This is a genomic window from Sphingomonas sp. (assembly GCF_035317925.1).
In the GTDB taxonomy this organism is placed as follows: Bacteria; Pseudomonadota; Alphaproteobacteria; order Sphingomonadales; family Sphingomonadaceae; genus Sphingomonas_I.
On the sequence record NZ_DATHFV010000107.1, the window covers coordinates 1 to 19157 of the forward strand.

Annotated in this window: 18 protein-coding genes; 6 read left to right on the forward strand and 12 right to left on the reverse strand. The window is 65.0% G+C overall.

The features are described from left to right. The 6 genes from VK533_RS07775 to VK533_RS07800 all read right to left on the reverse strand — a co-directional run. A partial coding sequence (locus tag VK533_RS07775; RefSeq protein WP_324376295.1) for an HAD family hydrolase occupies positions 1-1447 on the reverse strand: 1447 nt, incomplete at its 3' end. 341 nt (positions 1448-1788) lie between these two features. Continuing rightward, on the reverse strand, positions 1789-2100 hold the full coding sequence (locus tag VK533_RS07780; protein ID WP_324376296.1) for a peroxiredoxin: 312 nt from the start codon (positions 2098-2100) through the stop codon (positions 1789-1791). Beyond that, positions 2097-2840, reverse strand: coding sequence for a HesA/MoeB/ThiF family protein (locus tag VK533_RS07785; protein ID WP_324376297.1), 744 nt, complete (start codon positions 2838-2840; stop codon positions 2097-2099). Before VK533_RS07785 ends, VK533_RS07780 begins: the two co-directional genes overlap by 4 nt. Further along, entirely contained in the window at positions 2837-3292 is a 456-nt protein-coding gene (dut, locus tag VK533_RS07790; protein ID WP_324376298.1) for a dUTP diphosphatase, read from the reverse strand. Before dut ends, VK533_RS07785 begins: the two co-directional genes overlap by 4 nt. Positions 3293-3325: 33 nt before the next feature. After that, positions 3326-4858, reverse strand: a complete 1533-nt coding sequence (ubiB, locus tag VK533_RS07795) for a 2-polyprenylphenol 6-hydroxylase (protein ID WP_324376299.1) — start codon at positions 4856-4858, stop codon at positions 3326-3328. 7 nt (positions 4859-4865) lie between these two features. After that, positions 4866-5609, reverse strand: coding sequence for a class I SAM-dependent methyltransferase (locus VK533_RS07800; RefSeq protein ID WP_324376300.1), 744 nt, complete (start codon positions 5607-5609; stop codon positions 4866-4868). Positions 5610-5656: 47 nt separating this feature from the next. Here VK533_RS07800 and mutM point away from each other — a divergent pair, with 47 nt between their 5' ends. The 4 genes from mutM (at position 5657) to VK533_RS07820 (ending at position 9095) form a co-directional block, all read left to right on the forward strand. Beyond that, positions 5657-6472 (forward strand): bifunctional DNA-formamidopyrimidine glycosylase/DNA-(apurinic or apyrimidinic site) lyase, encoded by an 816-nt coding sequence (gene mutM, locus VK533_RS07805; RefSeq protein ID WP_324376301.1) that lies wholly within the window; start codon positions 5657-5659, stop codon positions 6470-6472. A gap of 88 nt (positions 6473-6560) precedes the next feature. Beyond that, complete coding sequence (rpsT, locus tag VK533_RS07810) at positions 6561-6824, forward strand: 30S ribosomal protein S20 (RefSeq protein ID WP_324376302.1); 264 nt, start codon at positions 6561-6563, stop codon at positions 6822-6824. Between the two features lie 418 nt (positions 6825-7242). Further along, positions 7243-8640: a chromosomal replication initiator protein DnaA gene (dnaA, locus tag VK533_RS07815; protein WP_414712288.1), complete on the forward strand. Its 1398-nt coding sequence runs from the start codon at positions 7243-7245 to the stop codon at positions 8638-8640. 8 nt (positions 8641-8648) lie between these two features. Then, the gene (locus VK533_RS07820; protein WP_324376303.1) at positions 8649-9095 is read left to right on the forward strand and encodes an MAPEG family protein; all 447 of its coding nucleotides are present in this window, start codon (positions 8649-8651) and stop codon (positions 9093-9095) included. A 93-nt stretch (positions 9096-9188) separates the two neighbouring features. Here the strand turns inward: VK533_RS07820 and acs are convergent, their stop codons facing one another. The 4 genes from acs to VK533_RS07840 all read right to left on the reverse strand — a co-directional run bounded on the left by acs (position 9189) and on the right by VK533_RS07840 (position 14011). Then, the gene (acs, locus tag VK533_RS07825; RefSeq protein ID WP_324376304.1) at positions 9189-11126 is read right to left on the reverse strand and encodes an acetate--CoA ligase; all 1938 of its coding nucleotides are present in this window, start codon (positions 11124-11126) and stop codon (positions 9189-9191) included. A gap of 9 nt (positions 11127-11135) precedes the next feature. Beyond that, positions 11136-12113 (reverse strand): bile acid:sodium symporter family protein, encoded by a 978-nt coding sequence (locus tag VK533_RS07830; RefSeq protein ID WP_324376305.1) that lies wholly within the window; start codon positions 12111-12113, stop codon positions 11136-11138. A 147-nt stretch (positions 12114-12260) separates the two neighbouring features. Beyond that, a complete protein-coding gene (locus tag VK533_RS07835; protein ID WP_324376306.1) occupies positions 12261-12443 on the reverse strand; it encodes a CsbD family protein in 183 nt (60 codons plus the stop codon). Between the two features lie 95 nt (positions 12444-12538). Then, a complete protein-coding gene (locus VK533_RS07840; protein ID WP_324376307.1) occupies positions 12539-14011 on the reverse strand; it encodes a hypothetical protein in 1473 nt (490 codons plus the stop codon). Between the two features lie 144 nt (positions 14012-14155). Here VK533_RS07840 and VK533_RS07845 point away from each other — a divergent pair, with 144 nt between their 5' ends. Together VK533_RS07845 and VK533_RS07850 are read left to right on the forward strand one after the other, a co-directional pair. Then, positions 14156-15739 (forward strand): peptide chain release factor 3, encoded by a 1584-nt coding sequence (locus VK533_RS07845; RefSeq protein WP_324376308.1) that lies wholly within the window; start codon positions 14156-14158, stop codon positions 15737-15739. Positions 15740-15814: 75 nt separating this feature from the next. Further along, positions 15815-16411, forward strand: a complete 597-nt coding sequence (locus tag VK533_RS07850) for a PEPxxWA-CTERM sorting domain-containing protein (protein ID WP_324376309.1) — start codon at positions 15815-15817, stop codon at positions 16409-16411. 3 nt (positions 16412-16414) lie between these two features. On the opposite strand, the gene VK533_RS07855 is transcribed toward VK533_RS07850, so the two are convergent. Further along, complete coding sequence (locus VK533_RS07855; RefSeq protein WP_324376310.1) at positions 16415-17620, reverse strand: ectonucleotide pyrophosphatase/phosphodiesterase; 1206 nt, start codon at positions 17618-17620, stop codon at positions 16415-16417. Between the two features lie 163 nt (positions 17621-17783). Next, positions 17784-18881, reverse strand: coding sequence for a redox-regulated ATPase YchF (gene ychF / locus VK533_RS07860; protein WP_324376311.1), 1098 nt, complete (start codon positions 18879-18881; stop codon positions 17784-17786). Positions 18882-19157 lie beyond the last annotated feature (276 nt).

Below are 19157 nucleotides of genomic sequence, written 5' to 3' on the forward strand. Positions count from 1 at the left end.
CCGGACCGCACAGGGCGTCGACCAGGCGCGTCTCATAGTGACGGGCGTAGATCATGCCCTTCTTGTCGAGCCCGCTCGGCCAGCGCTCGCGCAGCAGAAGATACCGGCCCGCGACCTCGACATCGAGCTGCGCGGCGATCGTGGCGCCGGCATGGTTTTGAACGCTGCCATTATAGCCGAGATCGACCAGCATCAGCGCGTCGCCCGCCTCGACCTTGGCTTCGAACCGGACGTGGGCGGCAAGGCGCTGGGCGAAAGCGTGGCTGCGTGCGCAGATGCGGTGCACCCAGGCCGGCTGCAGAACGTTCTTGCGGAAATCTTCGGATTTGCGCCCGATCTGACGGGCTTCGCTGTCGGTCAGCAGCAATTGCCGGCTGAGAATGGAGACGATTTCGGTCGCCTCGGTGACCAGGAAGGCGCGAATCGCCTCCTCGTCGCGGAAGCTGGCCGCCAAAGCGGTGAACCGGCTGATCTCGACCGCGGCCGCATCGCCCAGCCCGGCGGCCTTGTAGGCCTCGCGCGGGAGATAGCCGTCGCGCATCAGGAACAGGATCTTGACCGGGCGGCCGCTGGCGGCGGCGAGCGCGTCGGCCTCGTCGCGAACCCAGTGGGCGAAACCGTGCATGACCGGGCCGAGCACGTCATGGCCGAGCCGGTCCACCACATCCGTCTGCGCGCGCAGCGAGAGTTGCGGCCGGTGCGATTGGCGCGCGGGCTGGCTGATGCGGACCGCACTGTCGATCATCGTCGCCGATGCGGCTTCGAGGCGCAGGCGCTGTTCGGTGACGGCATCGAACTGCTCGAAATGCACGCCGTGGATGCCGAGCGGACGGGTCGCATGCGCGTCGGCCGCATAATTGTCGCCGAGATGGATGATCGTCTCGGGCGGCAGGCCAAGCTTTTCCAGCACCGGGCCGAACATGCCCTGCTGCTTGGATCGGTTGATCTCGCACGAACAGAAGATGCGATCGATCATCGCCGCCACGTCCTCGCCCGCGGCGCGCGCGATCAGGGTGCGCAGCTGCGTGTTCGACAGATAGGTGTCGCTGACGATGATGATTTGCAGGCCTTGCGCCTTGGCCGCGCGCATCAGCTCGACCGTGGGCGCGAACGCGAAGCAGTGGCGCGCCTCCGCGTCCAGCTCCCGCGCGATCGCGGCCGCGCGTTCCTCGGCGGTCGCGTTGGGCATCAGCCGGTCGTAAATCTGATCGATCGTGACCTCGGTATAGCCTTCACGGGCATAGCGTTCGTCGCGGGCGCGCCCTTCGGCGCCGACGCGCGGCTCGACCCCGCCCCCGGCGATCGCCGGGTCGGCGAATATGTCGCGCGGCGCCTGGGCGTTGCGCCAGAGCAAGGTATCGAAACAGTCGAGCGACAGGCAGCGCACCTCTTGCGGCATATCGTCGAGCAAGGTCGCGATCTCGTGTGCGCGAACTGCGGTTTTCATCACGTTCAACTCCGGCCAGGCTCTGGCGGGATATTGATGAAAGCGGTTGAGAAACGATTAACCTTCCTGAGAAAGGTCTCGGCAAGGCGTGAAAAAACAAACGCCCGGACCGTATTCCGGTCCGGGCGCCTGCGTGACGATTGCTCGTCAGCCCCCTTTTTGTCGCTGGGCCCACACGCTTCCGTCTTGCGACGTGCGGGGCCTCCGCTTCTCCCCGAACCATGGCCAAAGGCCGCCGTCCGTGGAGTTGTGCTAGGACAATCAACGCGCTGCTGTCATTGCTCTTGTTAACGGGTCGCTCAGAATGCGCGGGGCCTGTGCCCGATCCGCAACAGGGGCATTCAGGCCAGAATGAGCCGGCCGTCGCCCAGATCGGCGAGCCATCCGACCATCCCGCCATAGTCGAAACGCGGGTCGAGACCACCCGCCTCCAGCCCCGCCAGCGCCAGCCCGCTCTGGCAGAGCGTGACCGCAACCCCGAGCTCCAGGCAGCTTTCCAGCAGTTCGTCGGGTTCGGCGGCGAGTCCCACCGCCGCGCTGTCCAGTAAGAGCCGTGTGCGTCCGCCCAGCGCGGCCTGCGCCGCCGCCAGCGTCAGCGCGCTGCTGAAGCGGATGGGATCGGGGCCCGCGACGATGATTCCCAGCCCCTTCATGACGCGCAGCCGCAGCCCGGATCCTTGAGCAGGCCGATCGTGCGGAAGCGGAAGTGAAGCGCGTCGATCAGCAGCAGGCTGCCCGCCGGATCGGCGCCGAACGGGACGATCGCGCGGATCGCCTCGATCGCGGCGAGGCTGCCGAGCGTGCCGGTCAAGGCACCAAGCACGCCCTGATCCGCGCAGGAAATGTCCGGCCGGTCCGGATCGTGGCCGACGAGGCAGCGATAACAGGGCTTGTCCGCCTCCCATCCCCGATAAACCGCCAATTGTCCGTCGAACTGGCCCACCGCCGCCGAGACGAGCGGGATCCGCAACGTGCGTGCCGCATCCGCCACCGCCAGCCGGGTCGCGAAATTGTCGGAACCGTCCACCACCACATCCGCCCCGGCCAGCAGATCGGCGGCATTGTCGGCGGTCAGGCGCAACTGCCGCCCCGTGACCCTGACGTCGGGGTTGAGCAGGGCGACGGCGACCTCCGCCGCCTCGACCTTGGGCTGCCCGATATCGTCGGTCGCGAACAGGACCTGCCGCTGCAGATTGGACAGGCTGACATGATCGTCGTCGATCAGGGTCAGCCGGCCCACGCCCGCTGCCGCGAGATACTGGATTGCCGGCGCGCCGATACCGCCCGCGCCGATCAGCGCGACATGCGCGTCGAGCAGACGCTGCTGCCCTGCCCCGCCAATCTCCTTGAGGATGATGTGGCGGGCATAGCGATCGAGCTGCTCGTCGTTCACCGCCCGGTCGAACCGAAGCCGCCCTGCCCGCGCGCAGTTTCGTCCAGCTCCTCGACTTCGGCGAAGCGGGCGTGCTGGACGGCTGCGGGCACGAGTTGCGCGATGCGCTCGCCGCGCGCGATCGGGAAGGCCTCCTGCCCCAGATTGGCGAGGATCACCTTAACCTCGCCGCGATAGTCCGCGTCGATCGTGCCGGGCGTGTTGAGGCAGGTGATACCATGCTTGAGCGCGAGGCCCGAACGCGGGCGGACCTGGACTTCGTAGCCGACCGGGATTGCGATCGCGAAGCCGGTCGCGATCGCGAGCCGTGCGCCCGGTTCCAGCACCACCGACTCGGCCGAGACGACGTCCATGCCGGCGGCATGGTCGGTCGCATAATGGGGGAGCGGCAGGTCTTCGCCATGCGGCAGGCGCTTCAGGCGAATCTCGATATCAGAGAGCGGGCTGGTCATGCCCGTGCCATAGCCGAGCCGGTCGCAGCGGCGCTAGAGCAGCCAGGCAGTAAGGCCGGCACCCGCGGCAAGCGCAACCAGCGCCACCACCACATAGCGCCAGCCGCCGCCGATCCGCACGACCTCGACCTCCCGCAACGGCGGTGGCGGTGGGGCGGCACCCGGAATCGGATAGGCAGCCTCGATCCGCCGCAGCAGATCGGGCAGGCGCAGCAATGCGCGGAAATCTTTCTGGAGCCGGTCGGCAAGCCAGGCTTCGGGGCCGAGCTCATCGCGCAGCCACTCCTTCACGAACGGCCCCGACACCTCCCACATATTGATGTCGGGATCGAGCGCGGTGGCGACGCCTTCGACCATCACCATCGTCTTCTGCAGCAGCAGCAGGTGCGGCTGCGTCTCCATGTCGAAATCGCGCGTGATCGCGAACAGGCCGTCGAGCATCTGCCCGATCGAGATATCCTTGACCGGCAGCCCCCTTATCGGCTCGCCGACCGCACGCAACGCGGTCGCGAATTCGGCCTGATTGTGATGCGGCGGGACATAGCCCGCCTCGAAATGGATTTCGGCGACGCGGTCGTAATTGCCCGTGATCAGCCCGTGCAGAATCTCGGCCAGCCACAGCCGCGCCTGACGGTTGACCCGGCCCATGATGCCGAAGTCGATCGCGGCGATGCGCCCATCGGGCAGAGCGAACAGATTGCCCTGGTGCAGATCGGCATGGAAGAAACCGTCGACGATCGCCTGACGCAGGAAAGCCCGCACCAGACAGGAGGCGAGGCCGCCCATATCGTGCCCGGCGGCGATCAGATCGGCGCGCTTGGACAGCTTGATGCCGTCGATCCAGTCGAGCGTCAGCACGCGCCGCGTCGTGCGCGACCAGTCGATCGCGGGCACCGCGAAGCCAGGTTCGGCCGCCATATGCTCGCCGAGTTCGGACGCAGAGGCGGCTTCGCGCCGCAGATCGAGCTCGCGCAAGGTCCATTGGCGGAAGGTAGCGATGGTCAGGCGCGGGCGCAGGCGCGCGATCTCGCCGCCGAGCGCCTCGGCCTGCGCGGCGGCCCATTCATAGGTCTCGATGGCGCGCCCCATCTCTTCCTCGATGCCGGGGCGCAGCACCTTAACCGCAACGGAATGGCCCTCAAGCGTGACCGCGCGATGGACCTGCGCGATCGAGGCCGCGCCGACCGGCTCGGGATCGATCGAGGCGAATATCAGCTCGATCGGCTTTTCGAGGCTGCGTTCGATTGCCGCCTTTATGGCCGCGAACGGCACCGGCGGCACCGCATCCTGCAGCCGCGCGAGATCGTACGCCGCCGCCTCGCCGACCAGATCGGGCCGGGTGGCGAGCGCCTGGCCGAGCTTGATCGCGGCCGGGCCGATCGCCTGGAAGGCATCGGCATAACGCGGCACTTTGGGCACGCGCACGCCGACATGCGCGAGCTTGATCAGCCGTTTTACCGGCGGCGGCGTATTGGGATCGCGCTCAAGGCCGCGCAGCGCGCCGTGACGCGCGAGGATGCGGCCCCATCGCAAGAGCCGCCAGACATGGGTGATCGGACGCGTCATGCCGGCGTCAGATCTTCCAGCCCGAATGGATCGCGACCAGCCCGCCCAGGATCGGCTCGGCCTTGGCCTGCACGAAGCCCGCCTCAGCGATCAAGCCCTTGAACTTCTCCATGTCGGGAAAGCGGCGGATCGATTCGATCAGATAGCGGTAGCTGTCCTCGTCATGCGCGATCATCTTGCCGAGTTTGGGCACGATCTTGTGCGAATAGACTTCGTAGACGTCGGCGAAGCCCGGCCAGAGCGTGGTCGAGAATTCGAGGCAGAAAAAACGCCCGCCGCGCTTGAGCACGCGGTGCGCCTCGGCCAGCGCCCGGTCGATGTGCGTCACGTTCCGGATGCCGAACGCGATCGTATAGGCGTCGAAACTATTGTCGGCGAAGCTCAGCGTCTCGGCATTCTGCACCGACCAGGCAAGGTCGGTCAGGCCCTTCTTCTCCGCGCGCTGCTTGCCGACGTCCAGCATCGCCGGATTGATGTCGGACACGGTCACGTCGGCGCCTTTGGCCTTCATGCGGAAGGCGATGTCGCCGGTGCCGCCCGCCATATCGAGGATATGCTCGCCGGGGCGCGGCTTCACCCGTGCGACGAAGCGATCCTTCCACAGCCGGTGCATGCCGCCCGACATGGCATCGTTCATGATGTCGTAGCGGCGCGCAACGCGTGCGAACACCTCGCCCACCTTGGCGGTCTTTTCAGCGGGAGTGACTTCGGAATAGCCGAAGGAGACGGTCTCGGGGTCGGCAATGCTCATGGGACAGGCCCATAGCGAGGCGTCTCCCGATGGGCTAGCGCCGCCCGATGCCCGAGCTTCCCGAAGTCGAGACCACCGTGCGCGGCCTGCGCCCCGTGCTCGAAGGCCATCGCCTGACCAAAGTCGAGCCGCGCCGCGCCGATCTGCGCCACGCGATCCCGGTCGATCTGCGCCAGCGGCTGACCGGCGCCGTCGTCACCCATCTCGACCGGCGCGCCAAATATGGGCTGATCGATACCGATCGCGGCGACACGTTGATCTTCCATCTCGGCATGTCGGGACGATGGCGGATCGACCCCGCCGATATCGGCAAGCACGACCATCTGCTGATCGAGACCGATGCCGGCCACGCGCTCGCGCTCAACGATCCGCGCCGATTCGGATCGCTCGACCTGGTGCCGACCGAGCAACTGGACGATTTTCCCGCCTTCAAGGCGCTCGGCCCCGAGCCGCTCGGGCCCGGGCTCAGCCCAGCCTATCTCGCGAAAAAGCTCGAAGGCCGGATCGCGCCGATCAAATTGCTGCTGCTCGACCAGCGCGTCGTCGCGGGACTCGGCAATATCTATGTCTGCGAGGCGCTCAATCTGGCGCGGATCGATCCGCGCAGGCCCGGCGGCCAGGTGTCCGGCCCAGCGCTGACCCGGCTGCTCAAGGCGATTCCCGAAGTGCTGCTCGCCGCGATCGACGCGGGCGGGTCGACCTTGCGCGATTATGCCCGGCCCGACGGCGAGCTTGGCTATTTCTCCAAGCAGTTCCGAGTCTATGGCCGCGAAGGAAAGGAATGCCCTTATGATGGGGGCATCATCAAGCGGCAGGTCGACGGTGGCCGATCGACCTTCTGGTGCCCCAAGTGCCAGCGTTGACGAATCAATGGCCCTTATGTAGAGGCCGCCCCTCACGGCGCAGGCTTGCCTGCCGCCGCAATCCCAATTGACAGAGGTCTAGAGACGCATGGCGAACACGCCGCAAGCCAAGAAGCGCATCCGCCGCAACGATCGCCGCGCCGAAATCAACGGCGCGCGCGTCAGCCGCATCCGCACCTTCCTCAAGAAGGTCGAGTCGGCGCTCACGAGCGGCGACAAGACCGAGGCCGCAGCGGCTCTGGCGGCAGCGCAGCCGGAACTGGCACGCGGCGTTTCGAAGGGCGTGCTCCACAAGAACACCGCTTCGCGCAAGTTCGCGCGCCTGACCAAGCGAGTCGCGGCGCTCGGCTAACATAGGTTTCCGACAGGAATTCAAAGCCCGCCGGTCACCTGATCGGCGGGCTTTTTGCTGCCTTTGCGAAGTGACGCGCAATGCGCGGATTTTCCATGATTCTCCAAAACGTCACATTCGCGTAACATCGCGGCTTTCGAGAAATTCGTTTCGTTACAAGTACTTGTAGAATTTCTAGAAAAAATTGGCGGTCTTCCGCTGTCAAGCGCATTATTTCAAAATCGTGACGGTTCTGATGCTTGAATCGTGCCGCGCGATGTCCCTACAGTGCAGCGTTCGGTCGGCGATTCTCCGACTGAGCCAACCAGCGATTACATATTCTGCCGCGCACGGGGGTATCGTGCGCGCGGGGGTCGAATTTTGTCTGGATCGGTCGTGCCGGCGTCAAAGGGACGTTTCGGCGATGGGAGAGGTATGCGTGGAGCAGGTCGTGGACGCAGGGGCATTGGATGCGGGACAGTTGCCGGTCGAGGCGGCTTGGGACGGTATCCGCACGAGCCTGCGCAAGAGCTGCGGCGAGCGCATCTTCGACGGCTGGTTGAAGCCGCTGCGCCTGGCCGGCTGCGACGCCGATCTGGGCGAGGTGCGCCTGTCCGCGCCGTCCGCCTTCATGGCGACCTGGGTCCAGAATCATTTCGCCGAGCAGATCGGCGCCGCCTGGAAGGCGATGCTGCCGCAGGTCCGTCATGTCGTGATCGAGGCCGCGGCCGATGCGCCCGCGCGCGCAGCGTTCGAGGCGCCCGCGCCGGAGCCCGAGGCCAAGACCGCCGAGTCGGCCAAGCCGGTCAATAAGGGCACCGCGCTCGATCCGCGCTATAGTTTCGACAGCTTCGTCGTCGGCAAGGCCAATGAGCTGGCTTACAATGCCGCACGGACTTTGGCCGAAGGCGGCCGGCTCGCCTTCAACCCGCTGTTCCTCCATGGCGGCACGGGTCTCGGCAAGACCCATTTGATGCACGCGATCGGCCAGGAATATCGCGTCCGCCATCCCGACGCGCACATCCTCTACATGTCGGCCGAGAAGTTCATGTTCGAGTTCGTGTCGGCGCTGCGCGCCAAGGACACGCACAGCTTCAAGCAGCGCCTGCGCGCCGCCGACGTGCTGCTGATCGACGACGTCCAGTTCATCGCGGGCAAGGATTCGACCCAGGAAGAATTCTTCCACACGATGAACGAACTGATTTCGGCCGGCCGCCGGCTCGTGATCAGCGCGGACCGGAGCCCGCAGAATCTCGACGGGATCGAAAGCCGCATCCTGTCGCGCCTGTCGTGGGGCCTGGTCGCGGACATCAACCCGGCCGATTTCGAGCTGCGCTACAATATCATCGTCAAGAAGCTCGAATCGCTCCCCGCCGGCACCGTGCCGGACGAGGTTGCACTGTTCCTCGCCAAGCGGATCAGCGCGTCGATCCGCGAGCTCGAAGGTGCGCTCAACCGCGTCATCGCCTTCGCGACGCTGAACAACCGCGTGATCGATCTCGATTTCGCGCAGGAAGCATTGGCGGAGCAGCTCCGCGCGAGCCAGCGCCGCGTCTCGATCGACGAGATCCAGCGCAAGGTGTGCGAGCATTTCCGCATCCGCCAGACCGAAATGGGTTCGGCGCGGCGTGCACGCGAAGTCGCCCGCCCGCGCCAGATCGCGATGTATCTCGCCAAGCAGCTGACCCAGCGTTCGCTGCCCGAGATCGGCCGCCGCTTCGGCGGGCGCGATCACACCACCGTGATCCACGCGGTCCGCACGATCGAGGCCTTGCGCGTCAAGGATGCGGAGATCGACGCCGACGTGCGGCTGCTGCTGCGGCAACTCGAAGGCTGATCGCGCCGATGTCGACCGCGATATTGTGGCCGACATTCCTGCTGGTCGGGCTGATCTTCGCGGTCGTGATCACGATGGCGACGAAACGCTTCTCCTATATCCGCAGCACCAGGCCGAAGCGCGAGAATTTCGCGACGTCCGCTGCGCAGAAAGCCTATTTCGCGCCGGTCGACAGCGCGGCCCACAATCTCGCCAACCTGTTCGAGCTGCCGGTGCTGTTCTTGGCACTGGTGCCGCTGCTGCTCGTCTTTCGGCACGCCGACCATATCCAGGTCGGCCTCGCCTGGCTGTTCGTGGCGCTGCGGGGGCTGCACAGCTTCGTCCATATCAAGGAAGGAAGGGCCCTCTTCCGCTTCCGGGCCTACCTTGGTTCGTGCGTGGTGCTCAGCGTGATGTGGGTCGGGTTCGCGATCGACATGGCGACCGCGTCGATCGCCCTCGCCAACGCGGGCTAGATCCCGTCACCCGGGACCTGTTCCGGGGTCCACTTCTGACCTTGGCGCTCGCAACCGGTGGATGCCGGAACAAGTCCGGCATGACGACCTTGCTTAACCTACCCGGTTCTTGATCAGATCGTCGACCACGCTCGGATCGGCGAGCGTGGAGGTATCCCCCAACGTCGACACATCACCCTCCGCGACCTTGCGCAGGATCCGCCGCATGATCTTGCCCGAGCGCGTCTTGGGCAGGCCGGGCGCGAACTGGATGACGTCGGGCGTGGCGATCGGCCCGATCTCGGTACGAACCCACTGGGTTAGCTCCTTGCGCAACGCATCGCTGGATTCGACGCCCGCATTGAGCGTGACATAAGCGTAGATGCCCTGTCCCTTGATGTCGTGCGGGAAGCCGACCACGGCGGCCTCGGCGACCTTGGCGTGGAGCACGAGCGCGCTCTCGACCTCGGCGGTGCCCATGCGGTGGCCGGAGACGTTGATCACGTCGTCGACGCGGCCGGTGATCCACCAATAGCCATCCTCGTCGCGGCGCGCGCCGTCGCCCGTCGTGTAGACGCCGGGGAAGTGCGAGAAATAGGTCTGGAAGAAGCGGTCATGGTCGCCCCACACGCCGCGCATCTGGCCAGGCCAGGAGCGGGTGAGGACGAGATTGCCTGCGGCCGGGCCATCCAGAACCTTGCCGTCATTGTCGAGCAGTTGCGGCTCGACCCCGAAGAAGGGCTTGGTCGCCGAGCCCGGCTTGAGGGCGATCGCGCCCGGCAAAGGCGTGATCATGTGGCCGCCCGTCTCGGTCTGCCACCATGTGTCCATCACCGGGCAGCGGGCTTCGCCGACGACATCATGATACCAGCGCCACGCCTCCGGATTGATCGGCTCGCCGACCGAACCGAGGATGCGGAGCGACTTGCGTGAGGTCTTCTTCACATAATCGTCGCCCTCGCGCATCAGCGCACGGAGCGCGGTCGGGGCGGTGTAGAGGATCTCGACCTGATGGCGGTCGACCACCTGCCAGATGCGGCTCGCGTCGGGCCAGTTGGGCACGCCTTCGAACATGAGCGTGGTGCCGCCGTTCGCGAGCGGGCCGTAGACGATGTAGGAGTGGCCGGTGACCCAGCCGATGTCGGCCGCGCACCAGTAGATCTGGCCCGGCCGATAATCGAACACCAGTTCGTGCGTCAGGCTCGCCCACAGCAGATAACCGCCGCTGGTGTGCATCACGCCCTTGGGCTTTCCGGTCGAGCCTGAGGTGTAGAGGATGAAGAGCGGGTCTTCGGCATTCATCGGCTCGGGCGGGCAATCCGCCGAGGCCTGCGCCATCGCTTCGTCATACCAGACGTCGCGTCCGGGCTTCATCTCGGCCGCACCGCCGGTGGCGCGCACGACGATCACCGTCTCGACCGTGCAGCGTTCGGCGGCGGCATCGACATTCTTCTTGAGCGGGACCGGCTTGCCGCCGCGGCGGCCCTCGTCGGCGGTGATGACGACGGTCGATCCGCAATCCTCCATCCGGCCGGCGAGCGCGTCGGGCGAGAAGCCGCCGAACACGACCGAATGGATCGCGCCGATCCGCGCGCAGGCGAGCAGGGCCACCGCCGCTTCGGGGATCATCGGCATGTAGATGGTGACGCGATCGCCCTTCTTGACGCCCTTAGCCTTCAGCACGTTGGCGAAGCGGCAGACGTCGCCATGCAGTTCGCGATAGGTGATGTGCTTCGGTTGCTCGGACGGCTGGTCCGGCTCCCAGATGATGGCGGTCGTGTCGCCGCGTTCGGCGAGATGGCGATCGAGACAATTGGCGGCGACGTTGAGCGCGCCGTCGGCGAACCAGCGCACGCCGAAATCCGCCTTGGCGAAATTGCTCTCGTCGACCCTGGTCGGGAAGGTCGTCCAGTCGAGCCGCTTCGCCTGCTCCAGCCAGAAAGCGGTCGGGTCGGCGAGCGAACGCCGGTACATCTCCGCATACAGTGCCGCGTCGATCCTGGCGGTCTTCGCCCATTCGGCCGGCACCGGATAGATTGCGTCCTCGCTCATCCCACCCTCTTATTCGCGGTCTGAAGCCGCCTCGGTTTGATCCGCATAGCGCCGCGCGATGAAGGCGCAGGCCATGAGCTGCATCTGATGGAATAGCATGATCGGCAAGAGGATCACGCCGGTTTGCGGGCCGGGGAACAGCACTTTCGCCATCGGCACGCCTTGGACGATCGATTTCTTGGTGCCGCAGAAGAGGATCGCGATGCGATCGGCGCGGTCGAAGCCGAGCGCACGGCCGATGCCCCAGGTCATGACGAGCCCGATCGCGAGCAGAACCGCATCGACCGCGAACAGCAGGGCCAGCGCCTGTGGGGAAAGCTTGTGCCACAGACCTTCGATCACGGCCGCCGAGAAGGCGCCATAGACCGCGATCAATATCGTCGAACGATCGGTGATGCCGACCAATTGCTTGTGGCGTGCGACCCAGCCGCCGATCCACGGCCTGAGCAGATGGCCCGCGACGAAGGGGAGCAATATCTGCGCCGCGATCTTGGCGAGGCTCTCCAGCCCGATGCCGCCACCGTGCGCGCCGACCATCAGTCCCATCAGCAAGGGCGTGAAGACTATGCCGAGCATCTGGCTGGCCGAGGCGCTGGCGATCGCGGCGGGAACGTTACCCCTAGCCATCGATACGAACGCGATCGCCGACTGCACGGTCGAGGGCAAAGCGCAGACGAACAGGATGCCGATCCACAGGTCGCGCGGCATCAGGTTCGGCAGCGTGCGCGCACCGATCAGGCCGACGATCGGGAACAGGACAAAGGTGCAGGCGAGGATGGTCAGGTGCAGCCGCCTGTGGGTGAGGCCGGCGATCACCTGCTCGCGTGCGAGCTTCGCGCCGTGGAAGAAGAAGAGCAGCATGATCGTCGCCAGCGACAGCCAGCCGACCACCACCGCGAACCCGCCGCGCGCGGGCGCGAAAGTCGCCAGCAAGACGGTGCCGACGAGGAAGAGCAGGAACGGGTCGGGAATCAGACGACGAAGCACGCGCCGCCTTTGGCAGGCTACGCGCGCTTCGCCAATGTCAGGTTTTGTTCGTCATGCCGGACTTGTTCCGGCATCCACCGGGAAGCAGGCGCCTCGCCGCTGAGTGGACCCCGGAACAAGTCCGGGGTGACGAAGTACTAGTTGCGATCAGACCTTGTCGCCGAACAGGCCCTTGACGGTGCCCTTCAGATTCTGGCCCTGACCCTTGAGATCCTGGGCGGCGCCGTCGGCCTGAATGTCGGGACGGTCGGCGGCATCGCCCACGGCCTGCTTGGTCTTGCCGGCAACCTGATTGGCAACGCCTTTGATCTTGTCGGTGAGCTCACCCATCGGAATTCTCCTCTAACGCAACAACATGGACTGAACGGGTGGGTATCGACGCCGGTTCCTGCCAAGCCGATTTCGAGGGACTACAGAATGCTCGGTCAGGACGGGGCCGCCGCGGGGCAGACGCCCTGCAGCTTCACGAGATTCGTCTTGAGCCTCGCTTCTTCCCTTGCCTCGGGGGTCATGGGATGTCCGTTCGCATCCAACTGCTTGATAGGCTCTCCCACGGTTGCCCAGTACATGCGCTGTCCAAGGTGCCTCTTCTCGCGCGCCCATCGCTCCTGGCTCGATGTCGCATCACGAGCCTCCGTTTCTGCCGTCAGCCGCAGGAGCGCACAGGTCTGCGCCTGACTGGCGTCAATCGCATTCGTCAATTCCGATAGGCTGGGTTTCGCCTCCGCTATATTGTTAACCGAAACCGAAAGCGGTTTGCCCGTCACGATCTGCTGCAAGCTTTCGACAGAGCCGGAGATATTCGCCAAGCTGGTATTCATGCTGGTCAGGCTCGTCGAGCGCTGATCGTCGAGAAGCGCTTTCCGCAAATCCATGATAGCAGCTACAAGTTCTGGATTTTGGCCGCCGGCTGTTTGTTCTTTTTGCCGGAGCTGGGCGATCAGGTCCCTTAGCGCGTCATCCAATTTGTCCAGGGTCGGGCTGTTGTTGGAAATCTCTCGCAGCACGCGCACCTTCTGCTCGCGATCCAGCATGTGGATTGGCGGCAGGCCTTGCTGGACCAGCCGTTCATCCCGTTGAGCATCCGCAGCTTGCACGTGCTCACTGACACCCACCCCGAAAAGGATGAAGCTCAACGCCGGCACGAGCAGCTTCTGAATGACCTCTCCCGAGGCTGTCGTCTCAATTCGCGCGATACGCGGATAGAGAATGCCGAATATGACTATAAGGGCACTACCCAGTAGCATGGGCAGTAAGCCAGCGTAAGGTGAGGGCTGCGGCTGCCTAACCCACCAAAGCAGTGTGCTGTCCTTTACCTTTGCCTTTGCGTCGAGATTTGCGGCAGCTGGCAAGGCCATGTCCGAACCAGCACCATCGACCTTTCTCGCCTGGGATTGTCCAGAAGCAGAAACCCCCGGCGAAGGCCCGGCAAACGCAAGCGCGTAACCTTCGTAGGTCGGCAGCTGACGTTCGACCACAGATGTGGCCGACACGAAAAAGATTGCCGCCCCGACCAGAAAGGCCAGTCCACCTAGAAACAGCGCCGCGTCAAACTTCTTATTCAAAAGGAAGTTCGCCAACCGGTAGGTTATATCGGAGTGCCCAGGGCTGGACCGTTCCGAGAATTCCAGTTCGTTAGTCGAGCAAAACAAAACCAGGATCGCAGCAACGAGGAGAAACGATCCCACCATGATTTGAGCGATGGTTGCATACGGTAAGCCCGCCAGGAAATACCCCCCTTCACTCTGCTCCGTTCGGGATTCGAATATCCTCAAATAAGCGCTAAGAAAAAGGGAGAACCCCGCTATGCAGATGAACGAGCCAAAGGCAATTTGGCTCGCACCGGACCGACGGATAACGCCGCGAACGTGGGTGCGCTTTGAAGTATTTGGGATCATGGAATATCCCCCCGGAATTCCAATTGAAGTGGCGGGTTAATTCTTCAGCCAAACAATCCTGCCGTCAAACCCGAATGATACCTGTTTGGTCATAATCACCGCGGGGTGACGCCCCCCTCCCCCTCTGCTAGTCGCCGCGCCATCATGGCATCCCCCGACCAACTCGAACGCCGTACCTTCGCGATCATTTCGCATCCTGACGCCGGCAAGACCACGCTCACTGAAAAGTTGCTCCTGTTCGGCGGCGCGATCCACGCGGCGGGCGAAGTCCGCGCGCGCGGCCAGCAGCGGCGTGCGCGATCCGACTGGATGAAGATTGAGCAGCAGCGCGGCATTTCGGTCACCTCGTCGGTGATGACGTTCGAGCGCGAGGGCGTGGTGTTCAACCTGCTCGACACGCCGGGCCACGAAGACTTTTCGGAAGACACGTACCGCACGCTGACCGCGGTCGATTCCGCGGTGATGGTGATCGACGCGGCACGCGGCATCGAGGCGCAGACGCGGAAATTATTCGAGGTCTGTCGCCTGCGCAACGTGCCGATCATCACCTTCATCAATAAGGTCGACCGCGAGGGCCGGGCGCCGTTCGAACTGCTCGACGAGGTCGCCGACGCGCTCGCGCTCGATGTCTGCCCGATGAGCTGGCCGGTCGGCATGGGCGGCCAGTTCGAAGGCATTTACGACCTCGCCAGGAACGTCCTCCACCGCCCCGCTAACGATGCGACCGGCGCGTTCGAGGGCGACAGCGTGCCGGTCGGCGGGCTCGACGACAGCGATCTCGACCAGTTGCTCTCGGAAGACGCGGTCAACACACTGCGCGACGAGGCCGAGCTGGCGGTGGGCGGTTATGCCGCGTTCGACGACAAGGCCTATAAAGCGGGCGACCTGACGCCGGTCTATTTCGGGTCGGCGCTCAAGGATTTCGGGGTCGAGCAATTGATCGACGCGCTCGCCGATTTCGCCCCCTCCCCGCGCCCGCAGCCGTCCGATGCGCGCGAGGTCCAGCCCGACGAGGATCAGGTCGCGGGCTTCGTGTTCAAGGTGCAGGCGAACATGAACCCGCAGCACCGCGACCGCATCGCCTTCATGCGGTTGTGCGCGGGCCGGTTCCGGCGCGGCATGAAATTGTCGCAGGTCGGCACCGGCAAGGTGATCGCGGTCCATTCGCCGATCCTGTTTTTCGCGCGCGAACGCGAGCTCGCCGAGGAGGCCTTCCCCGGCGACATCATCGGCATCCCCAACCACGGCACGCTCCGCGTCGGCGACACGCTGACCGAGGGCGAGCAGATCCGCTTCACCGGCATCCCCAATTTCGCGCCCGAAATATTGCGGCGCGTGAAGCTGGTCGATCCGACCAAGACCAAGCAGCTCCGCAACGCGCTCAACGACATGGCCGAGGAAGGGATCATGCAGGTCTTCTTCCCGCAGATTGGATCCAACTGGATCGTCGGCGTCGTCGGCCAGCTTCAGCTCGAGGTGATGATCAGCCGGTTGCAGGCCGAATATAAGGTCGATGCCGGGTTCGAACCGAGCCCCTGGGATACGGCGCGCTGGATTTCGTCGGACGACGCCAAGGCACTCGACGGCTTCATCGGCGAGCATCGCGGCGCGATGGCGGAGGACCGCGACAGCGCCCCGGTGTTCATGGCCAAGGATGCGTGGGAGCTGAATTATGTCAGCGGGCGCTTCCCCAATATCCGGTTCGCGGCGACCAAGGAGCGGCGCTAGTCATATATCCGAATGCAAATTCGTGACACACTCGTAACGACTCGATTCGAGTGGGGCGTTGCGGGGGGAATAGACGTGAAGCGTTTGCTGGCCGTTTTGCCGCTGCTCGCGTTGGCCGCACCGGCGCATGCCGTCTTTGTGGCGAAGGTCAAGATCACGAGCGCGGGCACGGGCGTTCCGCTGCAGATCACCGAACTGATCGCAACGCAGGCGGTGACGGGCATCGACGTGGCGCTCGCCACGAACGGGGCGACGGTGGACGCGGGCCCCGAATATGAAGGCGCGGGCGGCGATCCGATCGCGGCCAAGGCGATCGACGGGCTGTTCGCCGACCAGACCTTCCCGAACCTGTATCATTCGCTGGACGCGGCGCCGGATGCCTATCTGACGGTCACCTTCAGCCAAGGGTATGACCTGTCCGGCCTCACCATTTACGGCCGCAGCGACTGCTGCACCGACCATCGCGACATCTACAATTACGCCTTGCTCGACGCGTTCGGCGCGACGATCGCGACGGGCATTCTCAACGCCGATAATGAAAGTCACATGGCGGGCATCAGCTTCGATACGCTCGGAGTGCCCGAGCCCGCCGGCTGGATGATGATGGTCGCGGGCTTCGGCCTGGTCGGCGGCGCGCTCCGCACCCGCAGGACCGCGTTGCGTTTCGCCTGAGACTCAGCGCTTGAGCGCCCCCACGAACGGCGCATCGGTGCCGTCGATACCGGGCTTGGGCGGCATGCGCAGCAGATCGCGCAGCAGGGCATAGACGTCGACATTGTCGAAGGTCGGGATGACGCCCTTTGGTGCGATATCCGGGCCGGCGGCGATGAACAGAGCGCGCATCTCGGGCGCCTGATTGTCGTAGCCGTGGCTGCCGAGATCGACGCCGTATTTCTTCGGGAAGACATCGAGCAACAGCCAGCCCACATCCGCCAGACATACGAACGGCGCGACGCGCGGGTTGTGGCCGAAATGCAGGCGATCGGGCAGATCGGCCTTGCGCATGCAGGCGATGTGCGGGTGCGGCTTGAGCAGGCTCGCGGCGAGCGCGGCCTCGTGGCCGGGCACCGCGTCGATCGTGGCGACCGGGCCTTCGTCGACGACATGATAATCGGCGGGATCGGCGATGTCATGCAGCCAGATCACACGATCTGCCGAAGTCGCCGCCATGCCGTGATCGGCGACGATCACCAGATTGGCGGGCTGCCCGAGCGCGGCGAGGCCGTCGCGCAACTGGGCGATCTGGCCATCGACCTCCTTGAGCGCCGCGTTCAGTTCGGGGCTGTCGGGGCTGTGGCGATGGCCGGCGGTATCGACGATGTCGAAATAGAGCGTGACGAAGCGCGGGCGGATCGCGGCCGGACGACGCAGCCAATCGAGCACCGCGTTGACGCGCTGGGTGCCGGTGTTCGCCTCGTCATAGTCGAACCAGTCTTCGGGGCGGATATTGTCATAAGCGACGTTCGATCCGGGCCAGAACATGGTCGCCGAACGGATGCCGGCTTTCTCCGCCGCCGCCCACAAGGGCTCGGCCTCGCTCCACCAGAAAGCGTCATTGGTCTTCATCGAGAAGGTCTCGCCGGGACGGGCGGCATCCTCGATCTTGTTGCCGATGATGCCGTTGCGATCGGGGCGAAGACCGGTGACGATCGCATAATGGTTGGGCGCGGTCTTGCTCGGGAAGGACGGACGCATCGCCGCGCTGATCCCCTGGGCCGCGAGCGCGGAGAGAGTCGGCGTCAGCCCGCGATTGAGATAGTCCGCGCGGAAACCGTCGATGGAGACGAGGATCGTGACCGGCGACCGCGCATCCTGTGCGATGGCGGGGCCGGCGACGAGGGCGAGCAGCGCAAGTAGCGCGAATCGAAGGGGAAAGCGCATTGCCCCTTCGATGCCCTAGTGGTGTGACGAGGGGAAGACGGTTGCCTCCCCCTACCCTTGTTATCCCCGCGTAGGCGGGGATCCATAAACTCGACAATGGCGATGAAGCCGCGACGTTCGCCAATATGGATTCCCGCCTGCGCGGGAATGACGGTGTGATGAGTCAGACGTTGAAGCGGAACAGCATCACGTCGCCGTCGTGGACGACGTAGTCCTTGCCTTCGGAGCGGAGCTTGCCCGCGTCGCGCGCGCCGGCTTCGCCCTTGTAGGTGACGTAATCGTCGAAGCCGATCGTCTCGGCGCGGATGAAGCCGCGTTCGAAATCGCTGTGGATCGCGCCCGCCGCCTGGGGGGCCTTCGAGCCCTTCTCGATCGTCCAGGCGCGCGCTTCCTTGGGACCGACGGTGAAGAAGGTCAGCAGATGGAGCAGTTCGTAACCGGCGCGGATGACGCGGGCGAGGCCGGTTTCGTGGAGGCCGAGATCGGACAGGAATTCGGCGCGGTCGGCGGGTTCGAGCGTGACGATCTCGGCCTCGATCGCGGCGGAGACGACGACCGCGCCGGCATTCTCGGCCTTGGCCTTTTCATAGACCTTGGCCGACAAAGCATTGCCGTCGGCGGCTGAGCCTTCGTCGACGTTGCAGACGTAGAGAACCGGCTTGGCGGTGAGCAATTGCGCCTGATCGAACAGGCGTTTTTCGTCGTCGTCGCGGGGCATTGTCAGCCGCGCGGGCTTGCCTTCGCGCAGCAGATCGAGCGCCTGGCCGAGCACGGACGCGGCGGCCTTGGATTCCTTGTCGCCCTGCGTGCCCTTCTTGATGAGATTGGGGACGCGCTTTTCGAGGCTCTCCAGATCGGCGAGCATCAGTTCGGTCTCGACCGTCTCGGCATCGGCGATCGGATCGACCTTGCCCTCGACGTGCGTCACCTCGCCCTCGAAGCAGCGCAGCACGTGGATGATCGCGTCGCATTCGCGGATATTGCCGAGGAACTGGTTGCCGAGGCCTTCGCCCTTCGACGCGCCGCGCACGAGGCCGGCGATGTCGACGAAGGCGAGCTGGGTTTCGATCTTCTTGGCGGAGCCGCCGATCTCGGCGAGCTTGTCGAGGCGCGGATCGGGCACCGCGACCTGGCCGACATTGGGCTCGATCGTGCAGAAGGGATAGTTCGCCGCCTGCGCCGCCGCCGTTTCGGTCAACGCGTTGAAGAGGGTCGACTTGCCGACGTTCGGCAGGCCGACGATGCCGCACTTGAAACCCATGTGTCGCCTGAATTCTTGAGGAAGCGCGCCACATAGGGGCTTGGGGCCGGGAAGGCTACCCGGCGCGGACAAGCGCCGATAGCCGCACGTCCTTGGGGACGTGCGGCATCGTGGCCCCACCCAAAAGAGGGCGGGCAAGCTTTTCGACCGGCGCTGTTCCATCACCTCTCGGTGCGGGAAGCTGCACGTCTGACCTTGGGCTTTGAATCCCGAGGATACCTACCTGCAAGCCTACCTTTGCGCGGTATCCGGTCTGCGGCTGCGGAATAAGCCGGG